Below are 21,492 nucleotides of genomic sequence, written 5' to 3'. Positions count from 1 at the left end.
AGAACAGGAACGCATAAAAATAATTGGGCGGGCCATTATGGCGAACCGGCCGGCCAACGCGAGAGGGCACATTAAAAAGCAAATAAAATATAGAAGTCATTTCAAAAAGGGAACAAGAATGTTTTTAGATTTATTAAGTTAGAGAGATTAAGGAATCCGAACCATCTTTTCCCTTTTGATTATACCAATGGAATTTCTAGATGAAATAAAATAAGGCAGATCCAAAAAAGCAAAAGAGGAACGTGGTTTACACTTGAACGGTACAAGACTACATCCCTCTTTTTTTAATATTAGTTACCCGATTGAGAGTTTCAACCAGGCAACAAACAACCAAATTTATGGAAATTAAACTAACTATTAAGAAAAAACACTCTCAAAATTTATTATGCGTCCATTTATACTGTTGTTCTGTACCACATTGTTCAGTTTCATACCAAAGCACACAAGCTCTCAAAATGCCAGGGTCGACATAGGTTCGACCATGGAGGTAACCGTAGATAGGGTATTCGATATAATCAATACACAGACCGGTTACTCGTTCATTTATCATCAAGACCTGTTCAAGGACCATCCCAAGGTAGTCCTTGAAAAAGGGGTTTTCCGCGTTAAAAAGCTACTAAAGTTGATCCTTCCGACCGAAGACCTGAATATCACCGTAACAAAGAACACCATCAGTATCAGCGGCAAAGAGAGCGGTCCCGAAAACCAAGGGCGAAGCCTCACCGGTACCGTCCTGGACCATGAAGGCCTGCCCTTATCCGGCGCCACCGTTTTAATAAAAGGCTCGAACAAGGGGACCCCCACCGATTCGAACGGTCGGTTTACCATCGCTGCGGCCCATCCGGAGGACGTTCTGGTATTCTCGTCACTAGGGTTTGAAACGCAGGAAACCACCATAGGCAACCAGGGCAGCATCCATGTATCGCTAAAAGAAGCCGTTGAGGAATTGAAAGCCGTAGAGATCGTGGGGCACTACTACAAAAGATCCCAAGAGGAGAACCCGGGGAGCGTTTACAGGCTGGATGCCAAAACCATAGAAAGACAACCGGTAACCAATCCTTTGGCAGCCATGAACGGCTATATTCCCGGGGTCAATATTGTCCAAAGCACCGGGCTTTCCGGTGGCGGTTTTAAAATAGAGATACGGGGCAAGAACTTTATAGATGCAGGTACAGAGCCTCTATATGTCCTGGACGGCGTACCCTATAGTTCCGAATCACTGTCATTTCCCCTTGTCAACCCAGTCCTGCCAGAAGAGAACCCGCTGAGCTTGATCAACCCTGCCGATGTTGAGGGCATAGAGGTCCTCAAGGATGCGGATGCCACGGCTATCTATGGTTCACGCGGAGCCAATGGCGTGGTCCTTATCACGACCAAAAGGGGGCGGGCGGGGAAAACCCAGATCAAGGTCAATACCACCACGGGGCTGGCAAGCGTGTCCCGTTTTGTAGACCTGTTGAATACGGATCAATATTTAGAAATGCGATTGGAGGCGCTTACCAATGGCGGGTTCACACCTGGAACAACGCCCCCCAGCCTGCAACTTGCCATGCCGGACCTGTTCGGATGGGACCCAAGCCGCTATACGGATTGGCAGAAGGAGCTTATAGGAGGCACAGCTTACCGAAACACGGGACAGCTGTCTTTTTCGGGAGGCAACGAACAGACCCAGTTTTTATTCAGTGGCAGCTATCTGAACGAGACTACGGTATTTCCGGGAAACTCAAAATACGGAAAGGCCTCGGTACAGAGCAATATCAACCACCGATCGCAGGATGGGCGCTTTCGGGTAAATGTCCTGACAAACTATGTCGTTGACGATAACCGCCTCCCACTTGGCCGGCTTACGCAAGAAGCCTATAGGCTGGCACCAAATGCCCCGGCACTCTACAATGGCCGCGGCGGTCTGAACTGGAACGGTTGGGGTATAGTAGATAATCCATTAAGGCTGTTGGAGGGAGAGTACCGGGCAAAGAGCAAAAACTTTCTGTTGAGTACGGCGATCTCTTACCGTCCCGTACCGGGTCTGGAACTTACGGCCAATCTGGGCTATACGGATTACCACAAGGACGAGTACAAGGCATCCCGACATACAATGTTTAACCCGGTTTTTAAATATACAAGTGCTACCGGGTCTTCACTCTTTACCAATAGGGCCTCGCGCCAATCCTGGAATATGGAACCACAGGTCGAGTGGCAAAAGAAGTGGGGCAATGCAGATCTTAATATCCTGGTCGGGACCACGTTCCAGCAACGCCTAACAAAGCAGGTCAGTATATTGGGAGAAGGCTTCGAGAACAACAACCAGATTTTGGATATATCCGCAGCCAATAGAATCACGGGAGGGACAGACCGGGAATCCAAATATAATTACCAGGCCGTATTTGGAAGACTGAACCTTAAATGGGCCGGGAAATATATTGTGAACCTCACGGGACGACAGGATGGCTCCAGCCGGTTTGGACCGGGCAAGCAATTTGGCGATTTCGGAGCAGTTGGAGCAGCCTGGATCTTTTCAAGGGAAGCTTTCTTGGAGGACCAGGAGCTTTTGAGCTATGGGAAGCTCCGTACCAGTTATGGAGTTACGGGCAGTGATAATATAGGAGATTACGGCTTTTATAATTCCTATGGGATTTCGAGTACCGGAAACTATAACGGATCGGTACTCCTGCCTTCCAGGCTGTTCAATCCGGCCTTTGGCTGGGAAGAGACCAAAAAGTTCGAAGTAGGCCTGGAACTGGGTCTTTTGGGCGATCGCGTACAGCTTACAACGGCATGGTATAAGAACCGTTCCACAAACCAATTGTTGGGGGTCCCTTTGCCCGGCACCACGGGTTTCAATTCCGTAAATGCCAATTTTGACGCTACGGTGGAAAATACGGGCCTAGAAATAGACTTTCGGTCCGTAAACCTTAAAAGCGCCCATTTTAAATGGACTACGACCTTCAATATCTCGGTGCCCAAAAATAAGCTGGTAAAATTTGATGGCCTGGAACACTCGACCTTTGCAGACCAGTACGTGGTAGGGCAGCCCCTGAGCATCCGAAAGCTGTACCATATGACCGGTGTCGATCCGGACACGGGCGTATACCGGTTTGAGGACTATAACAAAGACGGTGCGATCGATCCGGGCGCTTCCTCGGAAGACCGTCAATGGATCGAGGATACGGCCCCAAGGTTCCATGGGGGGCTGGGCAATAATTTTAATTACAAAGCACTGAGCCTGAAGGTCTTTTTCCAGTTCAAGAAACAAAGAGGGCCCAATATATCCCATGATTCAAATTATCCCGGCGATCTTTCCAACCAGCACGCGTCCGTATTGGACCGTTGGCAGCAAGCAGGGGACGAGGTTCCGGTACAGCGCTATACCACAGGTCTTAGTGCCCAGGGCGCCGAGGCAATCACTGTTTTCCCCAATTACCTCAATAGTAGTGCACGGTATACCGATACCTCCTTTATCCGGTTGAGAAATGTGTCTTTGATCTACAGCATCCCAAAAGGGTCTATTTCCGGACTGGATGCCAGGATCTATCTGCAAGGACAGAACCTCTTGACCATTACAAGGTCCCTGAGTGCAGACCCGGAACATTTTAGCGCGACGGAGCTCCCCATATTGCGGCGCTTTACCCTGGGACTGGAACTGGGCTTTTAACGTTAAAAACAGATGCTTATGAAATTTACATACAGAAGAACGATACCATATCAAGGGCCCCTTAGGTCAACTTTCCGGGGACGGCGCCTATTGCTCCTGAGTATCTTAACGGGGTGCTTGGCAGCCTGTACGGATTTTGTGGAGGTAGATCTGCCAAAAAGCCAATTGCCGGCAGAATCGATTTTCGAGGATGCATCCATGACGGCATCCGCGGTCCGCGGTGTCTATTACCAAATGCGCACCAGCGGCCTGGTATCCGGTGACGGCTTGAATACCTCTATGGGGCTGTATGCCGACGAGCTGGACTATTACCGGCTCGGCCAGGGAAAAGCACTGGAAAATTACCAAAACCATACCCTGGGGCCTAACGACCCCATTGTAGCGGACTTTTGGAACAGTGCCTATACCCAGATCTATACGGTCAATGCGATTATGGAGGGCGTTGGGGGCTCGGCAAGCCTGGCCCCTGAGGACAAGGACCGGTTCAGGGGAGAGGCCCTGTTCGTAAGATCCTACCTGCACCTGTTGCTCGCAGAGCTTTTCGGGGACATACCCTATATTACGGGCACAAGCTATGTGGCCAACAAAGCCGTGGGGCGCATGCCCAAGGCATTGGTCTACGATCAGATAACAACAGACCTGGGCTCGGCCGTGGAGCTGCTGCCCGGTGAGGATGCCAGCGGGGAACGTGTGCGCCCCTATGCCGCCGTGGCAGAAGCGGTGCTCGCGCGTGCCTACTTATATACCGGGGAATGGACCATGGCGGAAGCGATGGCCGATAGGGTCATTGCTAAATTCGGGGCCCTGGAACCTGACCTGGGCAAGGTCTTCCTGAAAGATGCCCCCGGAACGATCTGGCAATTAAAACCGAACGGCGAAGGCGATAATACCAGCGAGGGGGGCCAGTTTATATTCACCGTTGCACCTCCGGTGAACATAGCTATGAGCGATCTCCTGTTCGAGGCATTCGAGCCCGGCGACCAGCGGCGTTCCACCTGGGTGAAAGCGGTCGGGAATGCTACAGGTACGGAAACCTGGCACCATGCCTTTAAATATAGGGAACAGGGCCGTACCGATGGTTCCGTAGAGTATTCGGTGCAGCTGCGCCTGGCGGAACAGTACTTGATCCGTGCCGAGTCGCGGGCACGCCTGGGCGACCTCCCCGGGGCACGGTCCGATATAAACGCGGTCAGGAACCGGGCAGGCCTGGGGGGCACGGCCGCCGTTACCCCGGATGGACTGCTGGGCGCCGTTCTGCAGGAGCGCCGCGTCGAACTGTTCACCGAACAGGGGCACCGCTGGTTCGACCTGAAGCGCACGGGAAGAGCGGCCGGGGTACTGGGGCCCGTCAAGCCCAACTGGAAGGACGCCCATGTACTGCTGCCTATCCCGGGCACGGAGCTGGCGCTCAATCCGAACCTGCTGCCGCAGAACGACGGCTACTAGGCCCCGGTAAGGGCAGGGCTCCCATCAAAAGAACCCTGGCAACAGCTTGCAAGCGCAATTTTTAAATGGATGAAAGTAAATAAAAGAAGGGATCATATTAGGTATAAGATTCTGTCTTGAGGTTTTCGTTAATTCGTAAGATTCATGAATTCTTTATTAAAAACCATCTGTAAGTGCTATTATTTTGGAATCTACGTCCTCTTTTGAATGGGGTAATAGATTCTTAAATAGATTCGTGTCGAGTTGATATGTCACTATATGATTGCCAATGAGCCCGATAAATTTATCATGGAGCACACGAAATGATCTTAGTTTGTCCTTTTTGATACCATAAATGTAAAAGCTAAATTCGTAAGTGTTTTCCACAAGGTTATAGACATCAATAATAGAAGCCCGTTCCCATATATGTATAGGTTCGTATTTCCCTATCAGTTTGGAGTTTACGAAAAGATAGTCACCATAGGTTGTACTGTTTTTATTTACCGTTAGGGGAGGCGCAGCCATTTTTAATTGATTTTTGGATGCTATGGTTCCCACTTCTATTTGAGCACGGCTTATGGTGTCTATGGTTTTTCCAAGATGACTTAATTGGAGATTGGTATCGGCAACAATAAATTGGTTCCGATACCGATAGGTATATACTAACTTTTGTAATTGTCGGTTGTATTGGAGCACTCCATCGGTATCAAAAATACCATCGATCTGTTTTTGTAACAGTTCGTGCGAGAGGTCTACCTTAGTAATTTCTGAAAGGCTTATTTTGCCCAAGACATTTTCTCTGGTCTTGCCACTTAAGCCTCTAATAACCAAACTAACAGAATCTATGGGTTCAACTTGTGAAAAATAGGCAGGTTTATCCATGACGGACCGGGCTTTCCAATCGGTCGTATTGCCCCTAAAAATATAAGGCATAACCCCATCCGTAAGAAAGAAATAGGGTGGGATGACCCGAAGCTGTATAGATTTATAAGGAAGACTGTCCTGGTCTAAGGTCAAACGAATGGTCTCTTTGTTTTGAAGTACCGTATCTAAAATTATCAAATGAAATGGCGAGATACTATTCCCCAAATAGATCTTTCCTTGATCGGCGCCGGCAATATAATACGAATTGTAGGCCAGATCCAATTGTTTAGCTTTTATTGCGGGATGGCCGGCAAACCGGCGTGTAAAACTATTGTCTCGGTGGAGTTTATGCTCAGAAAGCAAAAATAATAAAGATACCACTCCTATACCACATATCATGCAAGTAAAGAGGATGGTATATGTTTTTTTATGTGTCATATGCATATTTTGAAGTATCGTCATTCTTTTGTGGGCTCAATATCATAACCCCAATAAAGGCAAGAATAACAAAGATGATATTAAATATTAAATGCTCGGTCCAACTCAATTTTTCCAAAACACCCCCACAGGCACAGGGAATAAAATCACTAAAATTCAAAATGATAAAAATATAGGTAGTAAACATGACCATAAGTGTAAAGGCAGCATATAAGGCAGGTAACCTAAATCTTGGAACGACCAACATCAATGAAATTAGGATCTCTATAAAAGGTACTCCCCAGGCGACCCAAGTTGTGTAAGCAGTAAGAACGGGGGATTGCCCTATTTGAATCTTAAATTCGTCAAAAATTAAAAATTTGCTAACAGCTGCATATACAAACAACAGTATAAACAGCATACAAATAATTTCCAACAAAATATTTTTATGCTTATTGTAGATTTTCATAAGATTTGTAATGAAAATAACTTATTAACGACATGATATACGGGTTGAAATTTGTTTTTAAGGGGTAAATGGTTATATAGTAAAGGTTTAAGAGGGTGGTGGTTTAAGAGGGTGGTGGTTTAATAGTTCTTGGTAATTTTACCAGCAAACTTAGTCAATCTTTTTAGGATATCATGATGTACTATTACATACAGGTATCATATATTCAGACCATGTCTAATAGTAGATACGTATATAATACAAATAAAAGAGGTTGCTTTTTCAACAACCTCTTATGATTAAACTTTACAAAGGTAATCTGTATACATCCTGACATAGAAGTCCCCAGGCTCTGGAATATAAATCATAATTAATGAAGTTAATCTGAGTAGTGCATTCCGCTCCCCAGTTGTTGATCGAACAATCAGTGGGCGGTGGGCCCGATAAGAGGGTACAATATGCTGGAGGAAACATCTGGATATATACATCGTTTACTGCTTCATTTGGAGCAGGTTTAAAGGAAAAAGAGGCTACAATGGCCAGCATAAAGACAAAAGCAGGCAAAACTGTTTTTAAAAAATGACGTTTCATAATATAGATATTTAAAAATTAAAAATTATTGACCTACTCTTTTTTTCAGGTTTTCGGTCTCACTCCTGACTGTACAGTAAATTATTATCTCGAATTGTTATTCGTGAGTCTAATCCAAGGATACTTTTGAAGCTAATAATGATTTTTAAAACAATTCCTACTTAATTGATACCAATAAACCATGTATGTAAATTTACCTAGAGTGCTCGAACTATACTGATTTTTTCTTATAGGTCGGCACAAAAGTTAAATAACGCGATTTTGATATTATTAAACACCAATGGAGATTATGGTTTTGATGGTAGTACAATTCTGTATGGTCAGCTCGTCTATTTGAATATGTTTACCCCAAGGTTTATCACCATTTGACGCAAACGTAAAGAATAAAACTTACTTCTAAAGGATAAAAACTTATCTGAGAGGGATTATTTACTTTATCTGAGAGATATTGTTTATTTGATATGAGAGTAATTATTTATTTGAAAGGATTCGGTTTTGATGAAGATACGGTACCCAAAATGAAGATCTTATCAATTTTTAAATGTATGAAGAGAAAAAATTATTGATTATTCGCAATTGGTCATGAAGTGCTTGTCACCCTGAATTTCTGCACTGAGCGCAGTCGGAAGACTCAAGATAAACTTGAGAAATTTCATAGCTATTGATGTTAATCCAAATAGTTGTTTTATTATATAATATAATTTATAGTTTTTAATCAAATAAATTGCTACGTCTAGTAGTTAAGCATAATCTAGCTCCAGTATATCATTAGATTATAATAGAACTAAACCAATGCGATATCATAGAGAGTAGATAGGATATTTCATTAATAACTGGAATATCATAACTCACCCCTTTGCCAACAGAATAAGCGACAAACAGAACATATAGTAGTAGTAATAATCTGGCATGAAGTTTTTTGATGCCATTTTTCGAAAAAACAAATATCAGAAAAACTATTATGGTTGAAATTAAAAGTAGCACACGTAATTGTCCAACATTTTCGATAGTGTTGCTGCTCATTTCTATAGGGCCATAAATAAGTGTAAACAGAAATAAAGGAAAACCGAGTGCGAAACAAACGTCAAATATGTTACTTCCCAGAGCATTAGCAACCGCATCATCATAGTTACCCTTCATAGCGTCTTTGTATGAAATAATAGTATCAGGTACACTCGTGGCAGCTGAGGCTAGTACTACAGAAACAAAGTAAATAGGCATCCCAATAGCAGTTCCAAATTGTTCACAAGCCTCAACGAGCCAAAAGCAAGCAATGGCTATAAAAAAAACAGAAAGCACTAATAATAAAATCGCTTTCGTTTTATTGATTTTGGAGTCACCCAAAACCACAGTAGACAAATCACCTTTAAATAATGCAATGGTTTTATTACCGCCATCTGCTGTGTCTTCATAATCATTTTCTATATCACCAACTCCTTGACTCATTAACATATAAGCGACATAAATAAAATATAGTACCATTAAAATAAGTCCGTGAATCCAGTTTAAAGAAGTGCCGGTAATTACAAAAATCAATGCCAGTTCAGCAATGATTAATGAAATACCATCACGCATGATGACCTTTCTGGAAATTTCAATTTTAGAAGAAATGCCCTTTCCTATAACCACTAAAATAACAACAGCAGGAATAATCATAGCATTAAAAACGGCACTTCCAGCTGTGGTACCAATACCACCAGAAAAACCATCTTTATCTTTTAATATAAATAAGAAAAAAAGCGTGGTAAATAATTCAGGTAAACTACTTCCAATAGCATTGATAGTAGCACCTTTAATCCCTTCTTTCATATTCCTTCCTAAATAGTTCGAAGCCATTTCAAAACCATCGCAAGCTCTCCAAATTATGATACAAGTAATTAATATAAGTCCCAAGGAAGAAATAATAGCCATAAGTAGTATTTGTATTTGGCAAATCTAAAAATTTAAAAGAAGAAAATAGACTACTATAACTCATTTTAAATTTTCAAAATCTAAAGTCTGTAATTTATTAAAACAATGTTAAAACAGATGTAATAGCTCAAAGTGACTTTTATTTTTTTTACATTTAAACGAATACATCTAATTTAATACTTAATATATGTCAACCTTCAATTTAAAAATTAATAATAAAAAGCATACTGTAGAGGCAGATGCAGACACGCCTTTACTTTGGGTTTTAAGAGATCAAATAGATTTAGTAGGAACTAAATATGGTTGTGGCATTGGTCAATGTGGTGCCTGTACAGTACATGTTGATGGCAACGCTATGAGGAGTTGTTTACTTCCAATTTCACAGGCAGAAGGTATGAGTATTACAACTATTGAAGGGCTTTCAGAAGACGGAAGTCATCCTGTACAGCAAGCCTGGAAAGCCATTGATGTACCACAATGTGGTTATTGTCAATCTGGACAAATAATGACGGCTTCAGCATTTCTGAATCAAAATTCAAATCCAAGTAATTCAGAAATAAGAAGTGCTATGCATGGAAATATATGTCGCTGTGCGTCATATAATAGTATAGAAAAAGCAGTAAAAGTAGCTGCAGAAAAAATAAGTTAAACCTCAATAAATAAGAAACAAAATGAATCTTTCAAGACAACAAACATTTAGTAGAAGATCATTCTTAAAAACTTCAGCGTTAGCAAGTGGAGGCATGCTTATTAGCTTTAACTTGTTTACGGCTTGTAAATCGGATGTAAAGCCACCAATCGATATTAGTCAGTTAAATTTTAATGACTTTAATGCCTTTATAAAAATTTCGAATGAAGGCAAAGTCACGATATTTTCACCTAACCCAGAAATTGGCCAAGGCGTAAAAACATCGATGCCGATGCTTATTGCAGAAGAATTAGATGTGCCTTGGGATGATGTGTATGTAAAGCAGGGAGAGCTTGATACAGAAAACTATACACGCCAAGTAGCCGGTGGTAGTCAATCAATAAGAAGTAGTTGGGAACCTTTAAGGCAAACAGGAGCTACAGCAAAACAAATGTTAGTAAATGCCGCCGCCGCAAAGTGGGGTGTTTCAGCATCAGATTGCAAGGCATCACAAGGTATTATTACAAATGCAAATGGTGAGAAATTAGGTTATGGAGATGTTGTAAAAGAAGCCGCTTTGTTGGAAGTTCCAGAAGATGTTAAGTTAAAAGAATCTAAAGATTTTACCGTTATTGGTAAGGGTAAAAGCAATGTTGATATTGATGAAATTATTACAGGAAAACCATTGTTTGGTCTAGATTATAAAGAAGAAGGTATGGTATATGCATCGGTTTTAAGACCTCCAGCTTTTGGACAAGTTTTAGAGTCTTTTGATGATACAGATGCAAGACATGTTAGTGGTGTTGTTGATGTTATTAAGTTTGGAGATAAAATAGCGGTTTTAGCAATCAATACATGGACAGCTATGAAAGGGAAGAAAGCTTTGAAAGCAAAATGGAAACAAGATTCTAAAGCTGAAAGTACAGAATTTCATAATGCAGAATTGCTTAAGATATTAAATGGGAATAAGTTTGATACGCGTAGAAAAGATGGTGATGTAAAAAAGGCCTTTGCAGAGGCTGATAAGGTTTTAGAACGCATTTACGAGTCACCATTTTTACCTCATAACTGTATGGAACCCATGAATTTCTTTGCTCATGTTACTGAGGAGAAAATAAATCTGGTTGGGCCTATCCAAACTCCAAAATGGACTGCAGATAGGGTAGCAAAACTTTTGGAACGAGAGGTTAGTGAAGTGTCTTTAAAAATGACCAGAATGGGTGGTGGCTTTGGTAGACGATTATATGGCGACTTTGCTTTAGAAGCTGCAGAAGTTTCAAATTTGGCAAAAAAACCTGTAAAAGTAGTTTTCTCCCGAGAAGATGATATGTGTGCAGGAACGTATAGACCAGCAACAAAATATAAAATAGCAGCATCAATTAAAGATGGGAAATTAACGGGTTATTATTTAAAAGAAGCAGCTATTAATGGTAATATGTATGGACTGATTCCAAATTTCTTTCCAGCAGCAGCATTAGAAAATTATCAAGTAGACACTGCTAATTATAAAAGTAATATAACGACAGGTGCTTGGAGAGCCCCATATACTAACTTTTTAGCAAGTGCGGAACAAAGCTTTTTTGATGAACTAGCAGAGGTTTTAGAAGTTGATCGTGTTCAGTTACATTTAGATTTATTAGAAAACGTAAAAAATAATCCTGAACCCAATATAGAATATAGTCCTGAGCGTTTACAAGGTGTTATAAAAATGGTGGTTGATAAATCCAATTGGGGAAAAACAGAAGCGGGCGTTTATCAAGGGTTTTCGGTGTATTATTGCCATAATACCCATGTTGCTGAAATAGCAGATATTGTTATGGAAAAAGGAAATCCTATAGTTAAAAAGGTAACCTGTGCCGTAGATTGTGGTATTGTTGTAAATCCATTAGGAGCTATAAACCAAATAAAAGGAGGCGTTATAGATGGCATAGGTCATGCCCTGTATAGTGAGTTAGCATTTAAAGATGGAGCTCCTCAATCTAATAATTTCAATAGTTATCAACTAATAAGAATGGGACAGACACCCCAAGTAGATGTTCATTTTATTGAAAATAACATAGCTCCAACTGGTTTAGGTGAGCCAACGTTACCTCCTGTAGGTGCTGCAGTAGCAAATGCTATATATAAAGCCACAGGAAAAAGATTAACCAAACAACCATATATTAATAATTTGGATTTAGAAAAGGTGGTTGGGTAAATCTTCGTTTATGACACATGAATTTAAAGACATAGTTAATCAAGCTGAAATAGCTGCTAGAAAAGGAATTAAATCGGTTTTGGCATCTGTCGTAGCACTTGATGGTTCTTCCTATAGAAAACCAGGTGTGAGAATGCTTATTTTGGAAGATGGTAAAATGATTGGTGCTGTGAGTGGGGGGTGCGTAGAAAAAGAGATCTTGTTACAATCTGAATCTGTTTTTAAGACAGGGGAATCTAAAATAATGACGTATGATGGCAGATATAGATTGGGCTGTGAAGGTGTTTTATATATTTTAATAGAATTGTTTGAACCAAATCTTGCTTTTAAAGAGGCTTTTTCTCGTACTCTGGAAGAAAGAAATTCATTCGAAATTTGGTCATATTTCGATAAGAAAGAAGGCACCATTTGTGGAACAGGCACTTGGGTAAAAGTTAAAGATTCTCTTTTTTCATTACAAAGTAACAAGCAAAAAGTGGATGACTCTTTATCAATTTTTAAACAAAGTATGCCACCATGCTTTAAACTTGTTATTATAGGAGCAGAACATGATGCCGTACAATTATGCAAATATGCAGTTTTAACAGGCTGGGAGGTTGTTATTATTTCTGGCTCATCAGAGTCTAAATCAATTATGAATTTTCCGGGTGCCATTAGTTTTCAGGCTGTATCGGCAGAAAATATGGAAACGTCATCTATTGATAATCAAACAGCTATTGTATTGATGACCCATAATTTCGCCAATGATTTAAGGTATTTAGTTCAATTAAAAGAAACCAATCCTGTTTATATTGGACTGTTAGGCCCCTCAAAACGAAGGGATGATTTATTGTCTCAATTTATAGAATATTGTCCAGATGCAGATGATGCCTTTTTAGATGGTATTCATGGCCCTGCTGGCATTAATATTGGTTCTGAAACCCCTCAAGAAATTGCAGTTTCAATTGTATCTGAAATATTAGCAGTGTCCAGAAAACGAGACCCTATATCGTTAAATAAAAAAACGGGGAAGATTCATTCATAATATTCTCAATAGTGTCTAAGCATTCTTTACATATTCCTATTGTTATTTTAGCTGCAGGTGCTTCAGAACGCATGGGAACTGCAAAGCAGTTGCTAGCTTGGGGGAACAATACGCTTTTAGGGCATACTATTGAAACAACATTAAAAACTACAGATGATGTCTATGTGGTTTTAGGAGCAAATTACGCTGTAATAAAAAATAAAACAATCAAGTTTCCAGTTACTATTATTAGGAATAAAGATTGGAAATCAGGTTTGGGTAAATCCATAGCTTGTGCTGCTGACCATTTTCTGAATTTAAAACCAAAGGTTGATGGGGTGCTTATTTGCCTGGCAGATCAACCATTTATAGATTCTGATTTTTTAAATACTTTAATTCATAACTTCACCCCAAATACAGATCAAATTATAGCAACTTCTTATAAAAAAGGCATTTCTGGTGTTCCGGTAATTTTTGATAAGGTGTACTTATCAGAACTGTCAAAATTAAGTGATGATAAAGGAGCTAAAGTACTTCTGAAAAAATATGCTTCTTTGGTAAAAGCTTTTAAGCCTAAATTAGAAAACATCGATTTAGATCATAAAGAAGATTATGAAAATCTTTATAGAAATCAGTTTTAAACATTTATTAGTAAATCGGCCAAAGTTTAATCAAAAAGCGGAAAAGAGACTGTATAATAAGTAGTATATTTTGTCATCCTATGTTTGCAAAAGGGAATAATAAAGAATTAATTTAACATGAGTTTAATACGGGCATAGCTAAATTGATTGCCAGGTGTTTTGCCGTTATCAAAAGACAAGAGCTTTTCGTTAAACTTGATTTTTAACAGAAAGGCCTTTTGTTTTTAGGTGAATTCTTTGGATTTTAACTTAGAATACAACCTCATATTCTTCATTGTTTTTTACTACTGATCTTCCAAAAACTAAATTTTCTTCGTGTGGTAAACCCTAGCTTTTTATATAATTGTATAGGACCAAGGTTCGTTTGATCTACATGTAAAAAAGGAATTTTTCCTTTTTTTAAAATACTCTCTACAGTGTGTGAAATAAGTTGTTTTGCATAACCATTACCAGTATGATCCGGATGCGTTATTACAGCGCTAATTTCAATAAAATCATTAGTTTGCATACGTTCTCCTGTTACAGCAACAAGTTTTTTATCTTTATAGATGCCATAATACTGTCCTAACTCATTTGTTTTCGATTTAAAATACTCTGGATAAACTAGTTTAACTAAATCGATTAAATCATCATAATTTGATTTTGTTAATTCTATAATGTTTTCCGTTACAGGGTAATTTATTTTATTATATATAATCATTTGTAAACCTATATATTCAATAGGTTCTTTAAAATGCAATGGCATTTTAGGTTTATTGCCAACAATAAAAAAATCTGTAATTAATTTGGCATATTTTTCTATAGCAAGACTCGTGTCCTCATTATTTATAAAAGCTCCAAAAGGACCATAATCCGGATGAAAAAATTTTACATTCCCATAATCTATTGCCTGATTAAAATGGCAATCGGTTAAAGAGAACCAAACAGGATTGTCCAAAGCATTTTCAGGTATTGCCATTATTAAGAAATATTTTGATTTATATGATTAATAATATCTTCCATTGGTGTTGTAAAATCAAACCACAAAGTTTCCTCGTTCTTTTTAAACCAGGTAAGTTGACGTTTTGCAAAACGCCGCGTATTCTTTTTAATTTCAGAAATAGCAAAATCGAGTGTCCATTCACCATCTAAATAATTAAATAATTCTTTATAACCAACAGTATTTAAAGCATTTAAATTTTTAAAAGAAACTAAACTTTTAACTTCCTCCAATAAGCCTTCTTGCATCATAATATCAACCCGTTTATTAATTCGGTTGTATATGGCCTCTCTTTCGGCAGTTAGTCCAATGGCGATCGTTTTAAAATGGCGTTTTATTTTTTCCTTATTTAAAAATGATGAATAGGGTTTGCCTGTGCCAATACAAATTTCTAAAGCACGAATAACACGGTGTGGATTATCAATAGCAATCGTGTTGTAAGCAACAGAGTCGAGCTGCTCTAATTGTTTTTGTAAATGAGACAACCCTTTTGTTTCTAGATCATTATTAAGCGCTTCACGAATACTGCTTTCAACTTCTGGAAAATCATCTAAGCCTTTATTAACGGCATCAACATATAATCCGGAACCACCAACCATTATGACAGTGTCGTGAGTTTTAAAAAGCGTATTTAAAGTATTTATAGCATCTTTTTCAAAGGCGCCAACATTATAATTATCTTTTATAGATTTATGATGAATAAAATGATGTTTAGCTGCCGCTAATTCTTCAGGTGTTGGAGCAGCTGTACCAATTTGCATTTCTTTAAAAAACTGCCGCGAATCTGCCGATAGTATTTCTGTATCGAAATGATTCGCTAATTTTATGCTTAAGGCTGTTTTGCCTATGGCAGTAGGACCAATTAAGGAAATAAGATATTTGTTTTTTGAGTTGATACGTTTAAGTGTTTGTTTGTTAGAACAAATTTAATGAGAAAATACAAGAATATTGTTGTGCGTTGAGGATATAGTGTATAGCCTAACTATTCCTCAATTTAACTACACCATAATGATGTTTATGGATGAAGTTTTTCTCCACAATTATAACAAAATTCAGCACCATCTCTATGTTTTTCGGATAAGCAGTTAGAACAAGATTGGGAATTTAATTGTACATTTTCATCTTTGCCTTTACTTGCTCTAGTTTGAGTAGCATATTCTGCAGATACAATACCAGTAGGCACAGCTATGATACCATAACCTAAAATCATAACAATAGAGGCTATGAATTGCCCAAATGGAGTTGCAGGAGAAATGTCACCATAACCAACAGTGGTTAAAGTAACAATACACCAATATACACTTGCAGGAATGCTTGTGAAACCAGCTTCATCCCCTTCAATAAGATACATAATAGTACCTAAAATAATGGCGATAATAATAACGGTAAATAGAAATACAGATATTTTTACACGACTCGCTTTTAATGCTTTTAGTAAGGTGTTTGACGCGCCTAAATAACGTACTAATTTTAATATTCTGAAGATTCTAAGTAACCTTAAAGCACGTAAAGCTGCAAGGGCATGAATACCTCCAAAAACTAAAGAAATATATTTTGGAATGGTCGATAATAAATCAATAATACCATAAAAACTAGTAACATATTTATAAGGTTTTTTTACGGTAATCAGTCTAGCTATATATTCTAAGGTAAATAGTATGGTAATTACCCATTCTGAGATATTAAGGAAATCGTGATATTTAGTATCGAAAGTTTTAACACTCTCTAGCATTACTAAGATAATACTTGCTATAATTGTGACAAGTAAAATAATATCAAATAATTTCCCGACAGGCGTATCTGCTTCATAAATAATTTCATGAAGTCTTGCTTTCCAATACCTTTTTTTTGGTTTGTCCATGTATTCAAAAATAAGAAAGATAGATTACTTTTTCTTTAAAAGGATAAGCGAATTCGTTTGAATATTAACAATTTCACTCATAAACGCTTTTAGATACGGGTAATATTCTGGCTCATAAATGGCTTTGTTGAAGGTTATCTTTAGCATAATAAAAATAGTATTACCAAGGGCCCTAGTAGAGAAAAGGACTCTCCCTGAATTATTTGGTAAAGCTATGTTTTTTTCTTCTGGGAGTTCAATAATGGTATATTTATTATCATCGAAACTAAGTTTAAATGAATAATGGTAGGTGTCTTTATAACCAAAATCTATAGGGTATGTTCTTTCTTGAAGTTTAAACGGATTTTCATTAAAAAATTTAACAAAAAATGGATTTAAATAAATGTTATCTCCAGTATCTTCATAATTATAGTCTATGTGATAAGATTCTTTAAAATCTTCACTTGTTTTACCATTACTTGTTACTTCAAAATCTGAAATATCTAAATAAGGAAACTTGTTTTCTAACGTTTGAACATAAGATTCACTGTTTTGATAGTATGATTTTTTATAATTTAAGGCATGATACCCAGTCCGTTTTGAGATTATGTTTCCAGAAATAGTTTCTTTTTCGTTAATATTCACTTCTGCATTATAATAAACGTTTGAAGCCTTGCTTGGTTTTAAATCAACCCATTTGCTACCATTTTTAAAATCCATAAGCCTACCATAACTATTTAGACATCTAAAAGGAATATCACCAAAGCATAAGTAATTGTCTGTAGCATCTAAATAGTAGATTTTATCATTTATGTTTGCCTGAACAATTAAGTAGTTAAAATCTGAAATAACAGGATAAACTTTTGTGGCAAACCCATTATTTCTAGTCGATAATAATACGGGTTTCACATTTATACCCGATTCTTTTAATAAATTATGGAGCAAAATATTTATAGCCGAGACATTTCCAGATTTATTTTTAATCAAATTTTTAATAGAAACGTCTTCAAATATTTTATAGTCCCCATTCCATGTATAGTTTTCTTGAACATATCTATAAATAGTATTTGCCTTTTTTAATAAATCCTTTTCATTAATAATTTCAAGATTCAATAAATTTTCTAAATCTATAGATTTTGTTAACTGTCTTCCAATATCTTTATCTGTTCTAAATTCTCTATCAACGGTTTTCCATGTTTTGGTATAATTATTTACTCTACCGTCAAAACCTTTGAATGTTTGTAATTCATACTCTACTCTTGCCAAATAATTGTATTTGGAAGTCATGTAGTCTTCTTCTATAAAAGCGGGCATATCTCTCATAGCATAAACACTATTACCACAATCTGCACTGGCACCTCTTGAATTTTCCAGACAATTCTTTTTTATCTCTGATGTATTTGTTATTAGTTTTTTACCACCTACTAATTTAATATTGTAATACCAGTTTCCAGGAATACTTGTTCTGTATTCGTTGTATAAAGTTGGTATATCGCTTTGGAAATTCCATCCTTTATAGTTAAACATAAAAGGGGAAATACGTGTATAGCTATAGGTTATTACTGAACCTTCTTTAATATTTGGCAGGGTAAATTTAACAAGGGTGTGGTTTTCATCGTATTTTTCTCTAAAAATATCCTTTTCAAGTAATTGAGTTTTAATAACGTTTCCATCTTCTAGATTATAAGTGGTGGCAACAATTTTTTTTACTTTTTGTTTACTATCACCTTTGTTATATAAATGAATAGAAATGTTGGCTTTATTAAAGCCTTCCTTGTTTAATATTTTTATTTTTTGTTTTATCTCGGTTCTTAACTTATAATCATCTTTATCTACAAAACTATTTCCAAATTTATATACCATTAGAGCGTTGGCAGTTGAGTCTTTTTCAAAAGTATTTGTTTCCAGATCTCCTAGAGTGACTCTGTATGATTCAGAATGAAAATTTGATTGTGAAAAAAGAGTTAAGTTTGAGAGCAATAAATAACACAAGACAATTTGCTTCATGCTTAATCAAATATAATTTGTTTTAGTTTTTTATTTTTACGGAGATAACTTTGAATAATATGCTGCGTATCTCGATTATTATTCATTGGGGTGATAATAGATTCTAAAACTTCAATATTATTTATATGATAGTTAAGATTGAAGAACCCTAAGCCTTTAAATACACCATTTTCAATGAGGATGGCACTGCGTTCATCAACATCTCGTCCCTTGTCAATAATAACCATGTTTTTGTTATAATAACTGTTTTTAGACAATAGTAACTCTACTCTTTGGTTATAAGATTCGGTGGTTTCTTTTTGAATGCAAGCACCTTCACAGGTTTTTATATCGTAATTAAAACAGTTTGTATTTGTTTTATAGATGCCTGTTAACTTTTGACATAAACTGTATTCTTCAATAGCTTTAATTATAAAACTTTTACCACTTTGTTTATTACTAAAAGTAGTCACCGGTTTTTTGCGTCCGTCAGCAATATCAATTTTTAAATTAATATAATCGTTTTCATCTCTAAAACTATATAAAGCATGTGTAAAACTCGTTCTACGCAATGCTCTATTAAATATAGGTCTAACACGTTTTATTTCTTCGCTTTCTTTTAAAAGTGCTACTAATTCACTGCCAGTAGCCTCGTAAGTTACCGCGGTAACCAAAGCTTGTATTTTTTTTGATTTTTGATTCGTGTTTGTAAAATGCTGATTGATACGTTTTTTTATATTGTTACTTTTTCCAATATAAATAATATCTCCATTAGCTTTATGAATGTAATAAACACCAGTAATTGCGGGTAATTCTTTTATAATATCAACATGTTTTGGTTCTAATTGGTGCTTCGGATTTAACCGCACAGATTGTTGAATAATACTTTTAGAGCTGTCCTTATCTAAAAGTATTTTAAACAGTTTTATTGTCGCTAAAGCATCACCAGAAGCACGATGCCTATCTGTAACCGGAATACCAAGAGATCTAACCAATTTACCTAGACTATATGAAGTTTGATCAGGAATTAAATTTTTTGAGAGCTCGACAGTGCAAAGTGATTTTCTTTCAAAATCAAAGCCTAAGCGACTAAACTCCGTTTGTAATATTCGATAATCAAACTGGGCGTTGTGAGCCACCAAAATACAATCATTTGTAATCTCAACAATACGTTTGGCAACCTCATAAAACTTAGGCGCATTCCGGAGCATGTTGCTATTTATACCAGTTAAGTTTACTACGAAGGGTTGTATCTCACGTTCAGGGTTAACAAGACTTATAAATTGATCAACTATTTGATGGCCATCATATTTATAGATTGCAATTTCTGTAATGCCTTCTTCATTATACTTGCCTCCAGTCGTTTCTATGTCTAATATTGCGTACAAAAAATGTTTATGCGTTTATTTGTTTTTTATTAAACGTTATTGCAGAAGCCAGTCTCGAGTCTTTCGTCTTTGCTCAAGACAGGCTAAAGTCGAGGGATGGTAATCTGTTTGCTCTAAGTTTTAATCAAAAGATGGCTTGTTTCAATGTCTTTAATGATAACTTCTTGCTCCAAATATACTACTTCCAACTCTAACCATCGTACTACCACAATTAATAGCTAATTGGTAATCGCCACTCATTCCCATACTAATGGTGTTTAATTGATAGTTATCAGCTTTTATGAGTTTTAAATTTTCAAAAGCATCTTTTAAATAATTGAATTCTTTTTTTACCTGATTTTCGTCATCAGTAAACGTTGCCATTCCCATGAGCCCAACAATCCTTATATTTTTTAACTCAGAAAACGTTTCTGATTTTACAATTTCTGAAGCTTCTTTTGATGTCATTCCAAATTTAGAATCTTCTGAGGCTATCTTTATTTGAAACAGACAATCTATAACTCTACTGTGCTTTAAAGCTTGTTTATTTATTTCTTTTAAAAGTTTTAAATTGTCTACACCGTGGATTAGCTGCACAAATGATGCCATATATTTTACCTTATTACTTTGAACGTGACCAATCATATGCCATTCAATATCTTTAGGCATGGTATCATACTTGTTTACCATTTCCTGAATCTTATTTTCTCCGAAGATACGTTGACCAGCATTATAAGCCTCCATTAAATCGTTAACAGGCTTCGTTTTTGAAACAGCAACAAGTGCGACATGTTTTGGTAATAATGTTTTTATATTTTGAAGGTTTTGTTTTATACTCATTATTAAATAAAATTATACCAATTGAATTTCAAAATTATATGCGTCATTTTGAGATTTAATTGGTGTCAATCCCAAATTTTGGGTCTTTCAATATCAATAGTCCTTAAGTAGCTTAGCATTTGTCCTGTATGTACAGATTCGTGATAAGCTATGCGATTGAGGTAGTCACCAAGTGTTTTGCTTTGCCCAACTTCGCTACGCTCAATTCTAATTTGCTCTAAATGTAATGAATCAAAATTTCTAATCATACTAATAAAATCGTCTCGGTAAGTTTCTGCAAACTTAAGCTCAGCATCTATACTTTCGTATGGAAGATCTTTCCAAGGTGATTTATAAGTTCCTAAGTTGCCTCTTTTCTCAATGATCATGTGAAATAAATGTTCACCCTCAAGTACATGCCTTATCATTTCTATTATTGTAAAGGCTTGGTTATCTGGTTTCCAATGTAAATGCTCTTTTGGAATGCCTTGCCAAAGTTTTATACTACGCCTTCTAATCTCAGAGAAGTTTAAAAGGATAATTTCAGTTGCGTTCATTTAAAATGGTTTAATAATGTAGTGGTTTGAACTTTTTTGATTGCTGCGAAAAATAGTGATTTTATTCGCAAATGAAGTTTTTTTTAGCTGTGTAGCATCCCTACGGAGTAATAAAAAGACAAAATGTGGGGGCGAAAGGGCATTTTTCAGTCAATTATAAAAAGTCT

The 21,492-nt window shown here is 37.2% G+C and carries 17 protein-coding genes; 6 read left to right on the top strand and 11 right to left on the bottom strand.

Annotated features, from left to right (window positions below; all coding sequences use genetic code 11):
• Positions 1–481: 481 nt before the first annotated feature.
• Entirely contained in the window at positions 482–3,652 is a 3,171-nt protein-coding gene (locus tag Q4Q47_RS19140; RefSeq protein WP_303308247.1) for a SusC/RagA family TonB-linked outer membrane protein, read from the top strand.
• 117 nt (positions 3,653–3,769) lie between these two features.
• The gene (locus Q4Q47_RS19135) at positions 3,770–5,098 is read left to right on the top strand and encodes a RagB/SusD family nutrient uptake outer membrane protein (RefSeq protein WP_303308246.1); all 1,329 of its coding nucleotides are present in this window, start codon (positions 3,770–3,772) and stop codon (positions 5,096–5,098) included.
• Between the two features lie 156 nt (positions 5,099–5,254).
• Here the strand turns inward: Q4Q47_RS19135 and Q4Q47_RS19130 are convergent, their stop codons facing one another.
• The 4 genes from Q4Q47_RS19130 to Q4Q47_RS19120 all read right to left on the bottom strand — a co-directional run bounded on the left by Q4Q47_RS19130 (position 5,255) and on the right by Q4Q47_RS19120 (position 9,308).
• Positions 5,255–6,379: a hypothetical protein gene (locus Q4Q47_RS19130; RefSeq protein WP_303308245.1), complete on the bottom strand. Its 1,125-nt coding sequence runs from the start codon at positions 6,377–6,379 to the stop codon at positions 5,255–5,257.
• On the bottom strand, positions 6,369–6,827 hold the full coding sequence (locus Q4Q47_RS19125) for a MauE/DoxX family redox-associated membrane protein (RefSeq protein ID WP_303308244.1): 459 nt from the start codon (positions 6,825–6,827) through the stop codon (positions 6,369–6,371). Before Q4Q47_RS19125 ends, Q4Q47_RS19130 begins: the two co-directional genes overlap by 11 nt.
• Positions 6,828–7,112: 285 nt before the next feature.
• Complete coding sequence (locus Q4Q47_RS23880; protein ID WP_408612147.1) at positions 7,113–7,397, bottom strand: DUF6520 family protein; 285 nt, start codon at positions 7,395–7,397, stop codon at positions 7,113–7,115.
• Between the two features lie 768 nt (positions 7,398–8,165).
• Entirely contained in the window at positions 8,166–9,308 is a 1,143-nt protein-coding gene (locus Q4Q47_RS19120) for a sodium:calcium antiporter (RefSeq protein WP_303308243.1), read from the bottom strand.
• 187 nt (positions 9,309–9,495) lie between these two features.
• Here Q4Q47_RS19120 and Q4Q47_RS19115 point away from each other — a divergent pair, with 187 nt between their 5' ends.
• From Q4Q47_RS19115 to Q4Q47_RS19100, 4 genes are read left to right on the top strand one after another with little or no spacing between them, the layout of a single operon-like run.
• A complete protein-coding gene (locus Q4Q47_RS19115; protein WP_303308242.1) occupies positions 9,496–9,957 on the top strand; it encodes a (2Fe-2S)-binding protein in 462 nt (153 codons plus the stop codon).
• A 22-nt stretch (positions 9,958–9,979) separates the two neighbouring features.
• Positions 9,980–12,133 (top strand): xanthine dehydrogenase family protein molybdopterin-binding subunit, encoded by a 2,154-nt coding sequence (locus tag Q4Q47_RS19110; protein ID WP_303308241.1) that lies wholly within the window; start codon positions 9,980–9,982, stop codon positions 12,131–12,133.
• Positions 12,134–12,143: 10 nt separating this feature from the next.
• Positions 12,144–13,157: an XdhC family protein gene (locus Q4Q47_RS19105; RefSeq protein ID WP_303308240.1), complete on the top strand. Its 1,014-nt coding sequence runs from the start codon at positions 12,144–12,146 to the stop codon at positions 13,155–13,157.
• An 11-nt stretch (positions 13,158–13,168) separates the two neighbouring features.
• Positions 13,169–13,777 carry a nucleotidyltransferase family protein gene (locus Q4Q47_RS19100; RefSeq protein ID WP_303308239.1) on the top strand — a complete coding sequence of 203 codons (609 nt, stop codon included), beginning with the start codon at positions 13,169–13,171 and terminating at the stop codon, positions 13,775–13,777.
• A gap of 271 nt (positions 13,778–14,048) precedes the next feature.
• Here the strand turns inward: Q4Q47_RS19100 and Q4Q47_RS19095 are convergent, their stop codons facing one another.
• The 7 genes from Q4Q47_RS19095 to Q4Q47_RS19065 all read right to left on the bottom strand — a co-directional run bounded on the left by Q4Q47_RS19095 (position 14,049) and on the right by Q4Q47_RS19065 (position 21,325).
• Positions 14,049–14,735 carry a GNAT family N-acetyltransferase gene (locus Q4Q47_RS19095; RefSeq protein ID WP_303308238.1) on the bottom strand — a complete coding sequence of 229 codons (687 nt, stop codon included), beginning with the start codon at positions 14,733–14,735 and terminating at the stop codon, positions 14,049–14,051.
• A 2-nt stretch (positions 14,736–14,737) separates the two neighbouring features.
• A complete protein-coding gene (gene miaA, locus Q4Q47_RS19090; protein ID WP_303308497.1) occupies positions 14,738–15,652 on the bottom strand; it encodes a tRNA (adenosine(37)-N6)-dimethylallyltransferase MiaA in 915 nt (304 codons plus the stop codon).
• 119 nt (positions 15,653–15,771) lie between these two features.
• Positions 15,772–16,617, bottom strand: a complete 846-nt coding sequence (locus tag Q4Q47_RS19085; protein ID WP_303308237.1) for an ion transporter — start codon at positions 16,615–16,617, stop codon at positions 15,772–15,774.
• 24 nt (positions 16,618–16,641) lie between these two features.
• Positions 16,642–18,603, bottom strand: coding sequence for a transglutaminase domain-containing protein (locus Q4Q47_RS19080; RefSeq protein WP_303308236.1), 1,962 nt, complete (start codon positions 18,601–18,603; stop codon positions 16,642–16,644).
• Positions 18,604–18,605: 2 nt separating this feature from the next.
• Positions 18,606–19,970 (bottom strand): exonuclease domain-containing protein, encoded by a 1,365-nt coding sequence (locus Q4Q47_RS19075; RefSeq protein WP_303308235.1) that lies wholly within the window; start codon positions 19,968–19,970, stop codon positions 18,606–18,608.
• A 150-nt stretch (positions 19,971–20,120) separates the two neighbouring features.
• Positions 20,121–20,789, bottom strand: coding sequence for a YggS family pyridoxal phosphate-dependent enzyme (locus Q4Q47_RS19070; protein ID WP_303308234.1), 669 nt, complete (start codon positions 20,787–20,789; stop codon positions 20,121–20,123).
• 65 nt (positions 20,790–20,854) lie between these two features.
• Entirely contained in the window at positions 20,855–21,325 is a 471-nt protein-coding gene (locus Q4Q47_RS19065) for a DinB family protein (protein WP_303308233.1), read from the bottom strand.
• Between the last annotated feature and the right edge of the window lie 167 nt (positions 21,326–21,492).

It is taken from the genome of Flavivirga spongiicola, assembly GCF_030540825.1.
Taxonomy (GTDB): domain Bacteria; phylum Bacteroidota; class Bacteroidia; order Flavobacteriales; family Flavobacteriaceae; genus Flavivirga; species Flavivirga spongiicola.
Note: the sequence above shows the minus strand (reverse complement) of the source record. Positions and strands in the feature narration are given on the sequence as shown.

What these genes read in the sequence shown, in the direction of transcription:
- Q4Q47_RS19120 (WP_303308243.1), bottom strand. Translation starts at nt 9,308, where the DNA reads ATGGCTATTATTTCTTCCTTGGGACTTATATTAATTACTTGTATCATA.
- Q4Q47_RS23880 (WP_408612147.1), bottom strand. Translation starts at nt 7,397, where the DNA reads ATGAAACGTCATTTTTTAAAAACAGTTTTGCCTGCTTTTGTCTTTATG.
- Q4Q47_RS19110 (WP_303308241.1), top strand. Translation starts at nt 9,980, where the DNA reads ATGAATCTTTCAAGACAACAAACATTTAGTAGAAGATCATTCTTAAAA.
- Q4Q47_RS19125 (WP_303308244.1), bottom strand. Translation starts at nt 6,827, where the DNA reads ATGAAAATCTACAATAAGCATAAAAATATTTTGTTGGAAATTATTTGT.
- Q4Q47_RS19070 (WP_303308234.1), bottom strand. Translation starts at nt 20,789, where the DNA reads ATGAGTATAAAACAAAACCTTCAAAATATAAAAACATTATTACCAAAA.
- Q4Q47_RS19085 (WP_303308237.1), bottom strand. Translation starts at nt 16,617, where the DNA reads ATGGACAAACCAAAAAAAAGGTATTGGAAAGCAAGACTTCATGAAATT.
- Q4Q47_RS19095 (WP_303308238.1), bottom strand. Translation starts at nt 14,735, where the DNA reads ATGGCAATACCTGAAAATGCTTTGGACAATCCTGTTTGGTTCTCTTTA.
- Q4Q47_RS19140 (WP_303308247.1), top strand. Translation starts at nt 482, where the DNA reads ATGGAGGTAACCGTAGATAGGGTATTCGATATAATCAATACACAGACC.
- Q4Q47_RS19115 (WP_303308242.1), top strand. Translation starts at nt 9,496, where the DNA reads ATGTCAACCTTCAATTTAAAAATTAATAATAAAAAGCATACTGTAGAG.
- Q4Q47_RS19130 (WP_303308245.1), bottom strand. Translation starts at nt 6,379, where the DNA reads ATGACACATAAAAAAACATATACCATCCTCTTTACTTGCATGATATGT.
- Q4Q47_RS19065 (WP_303308233.1), bottom strand. Translation starts at nt 21,325, where the DNA reads ATGAACGCAACTGAAATTATCCTTTTAAACTTCTCTGAGATTAGAAGG.
- Q4Q47_RS19105 (WP_303308240.1), top strand. Translation starts at nt 12,144, where the DNA reads ATGACACATGAATTTAAAGACATAGTTAATCAAGCTGAAATAGCTGCT.
- Q4Q47_RS19080 (WP_303308236.1), bottom strand. Translation starts at nt 18,603, where the DNA reads ATGAAGCAAATTGTCTTGTGTTATTTATTGCTCTCAAACTTAACTCTT.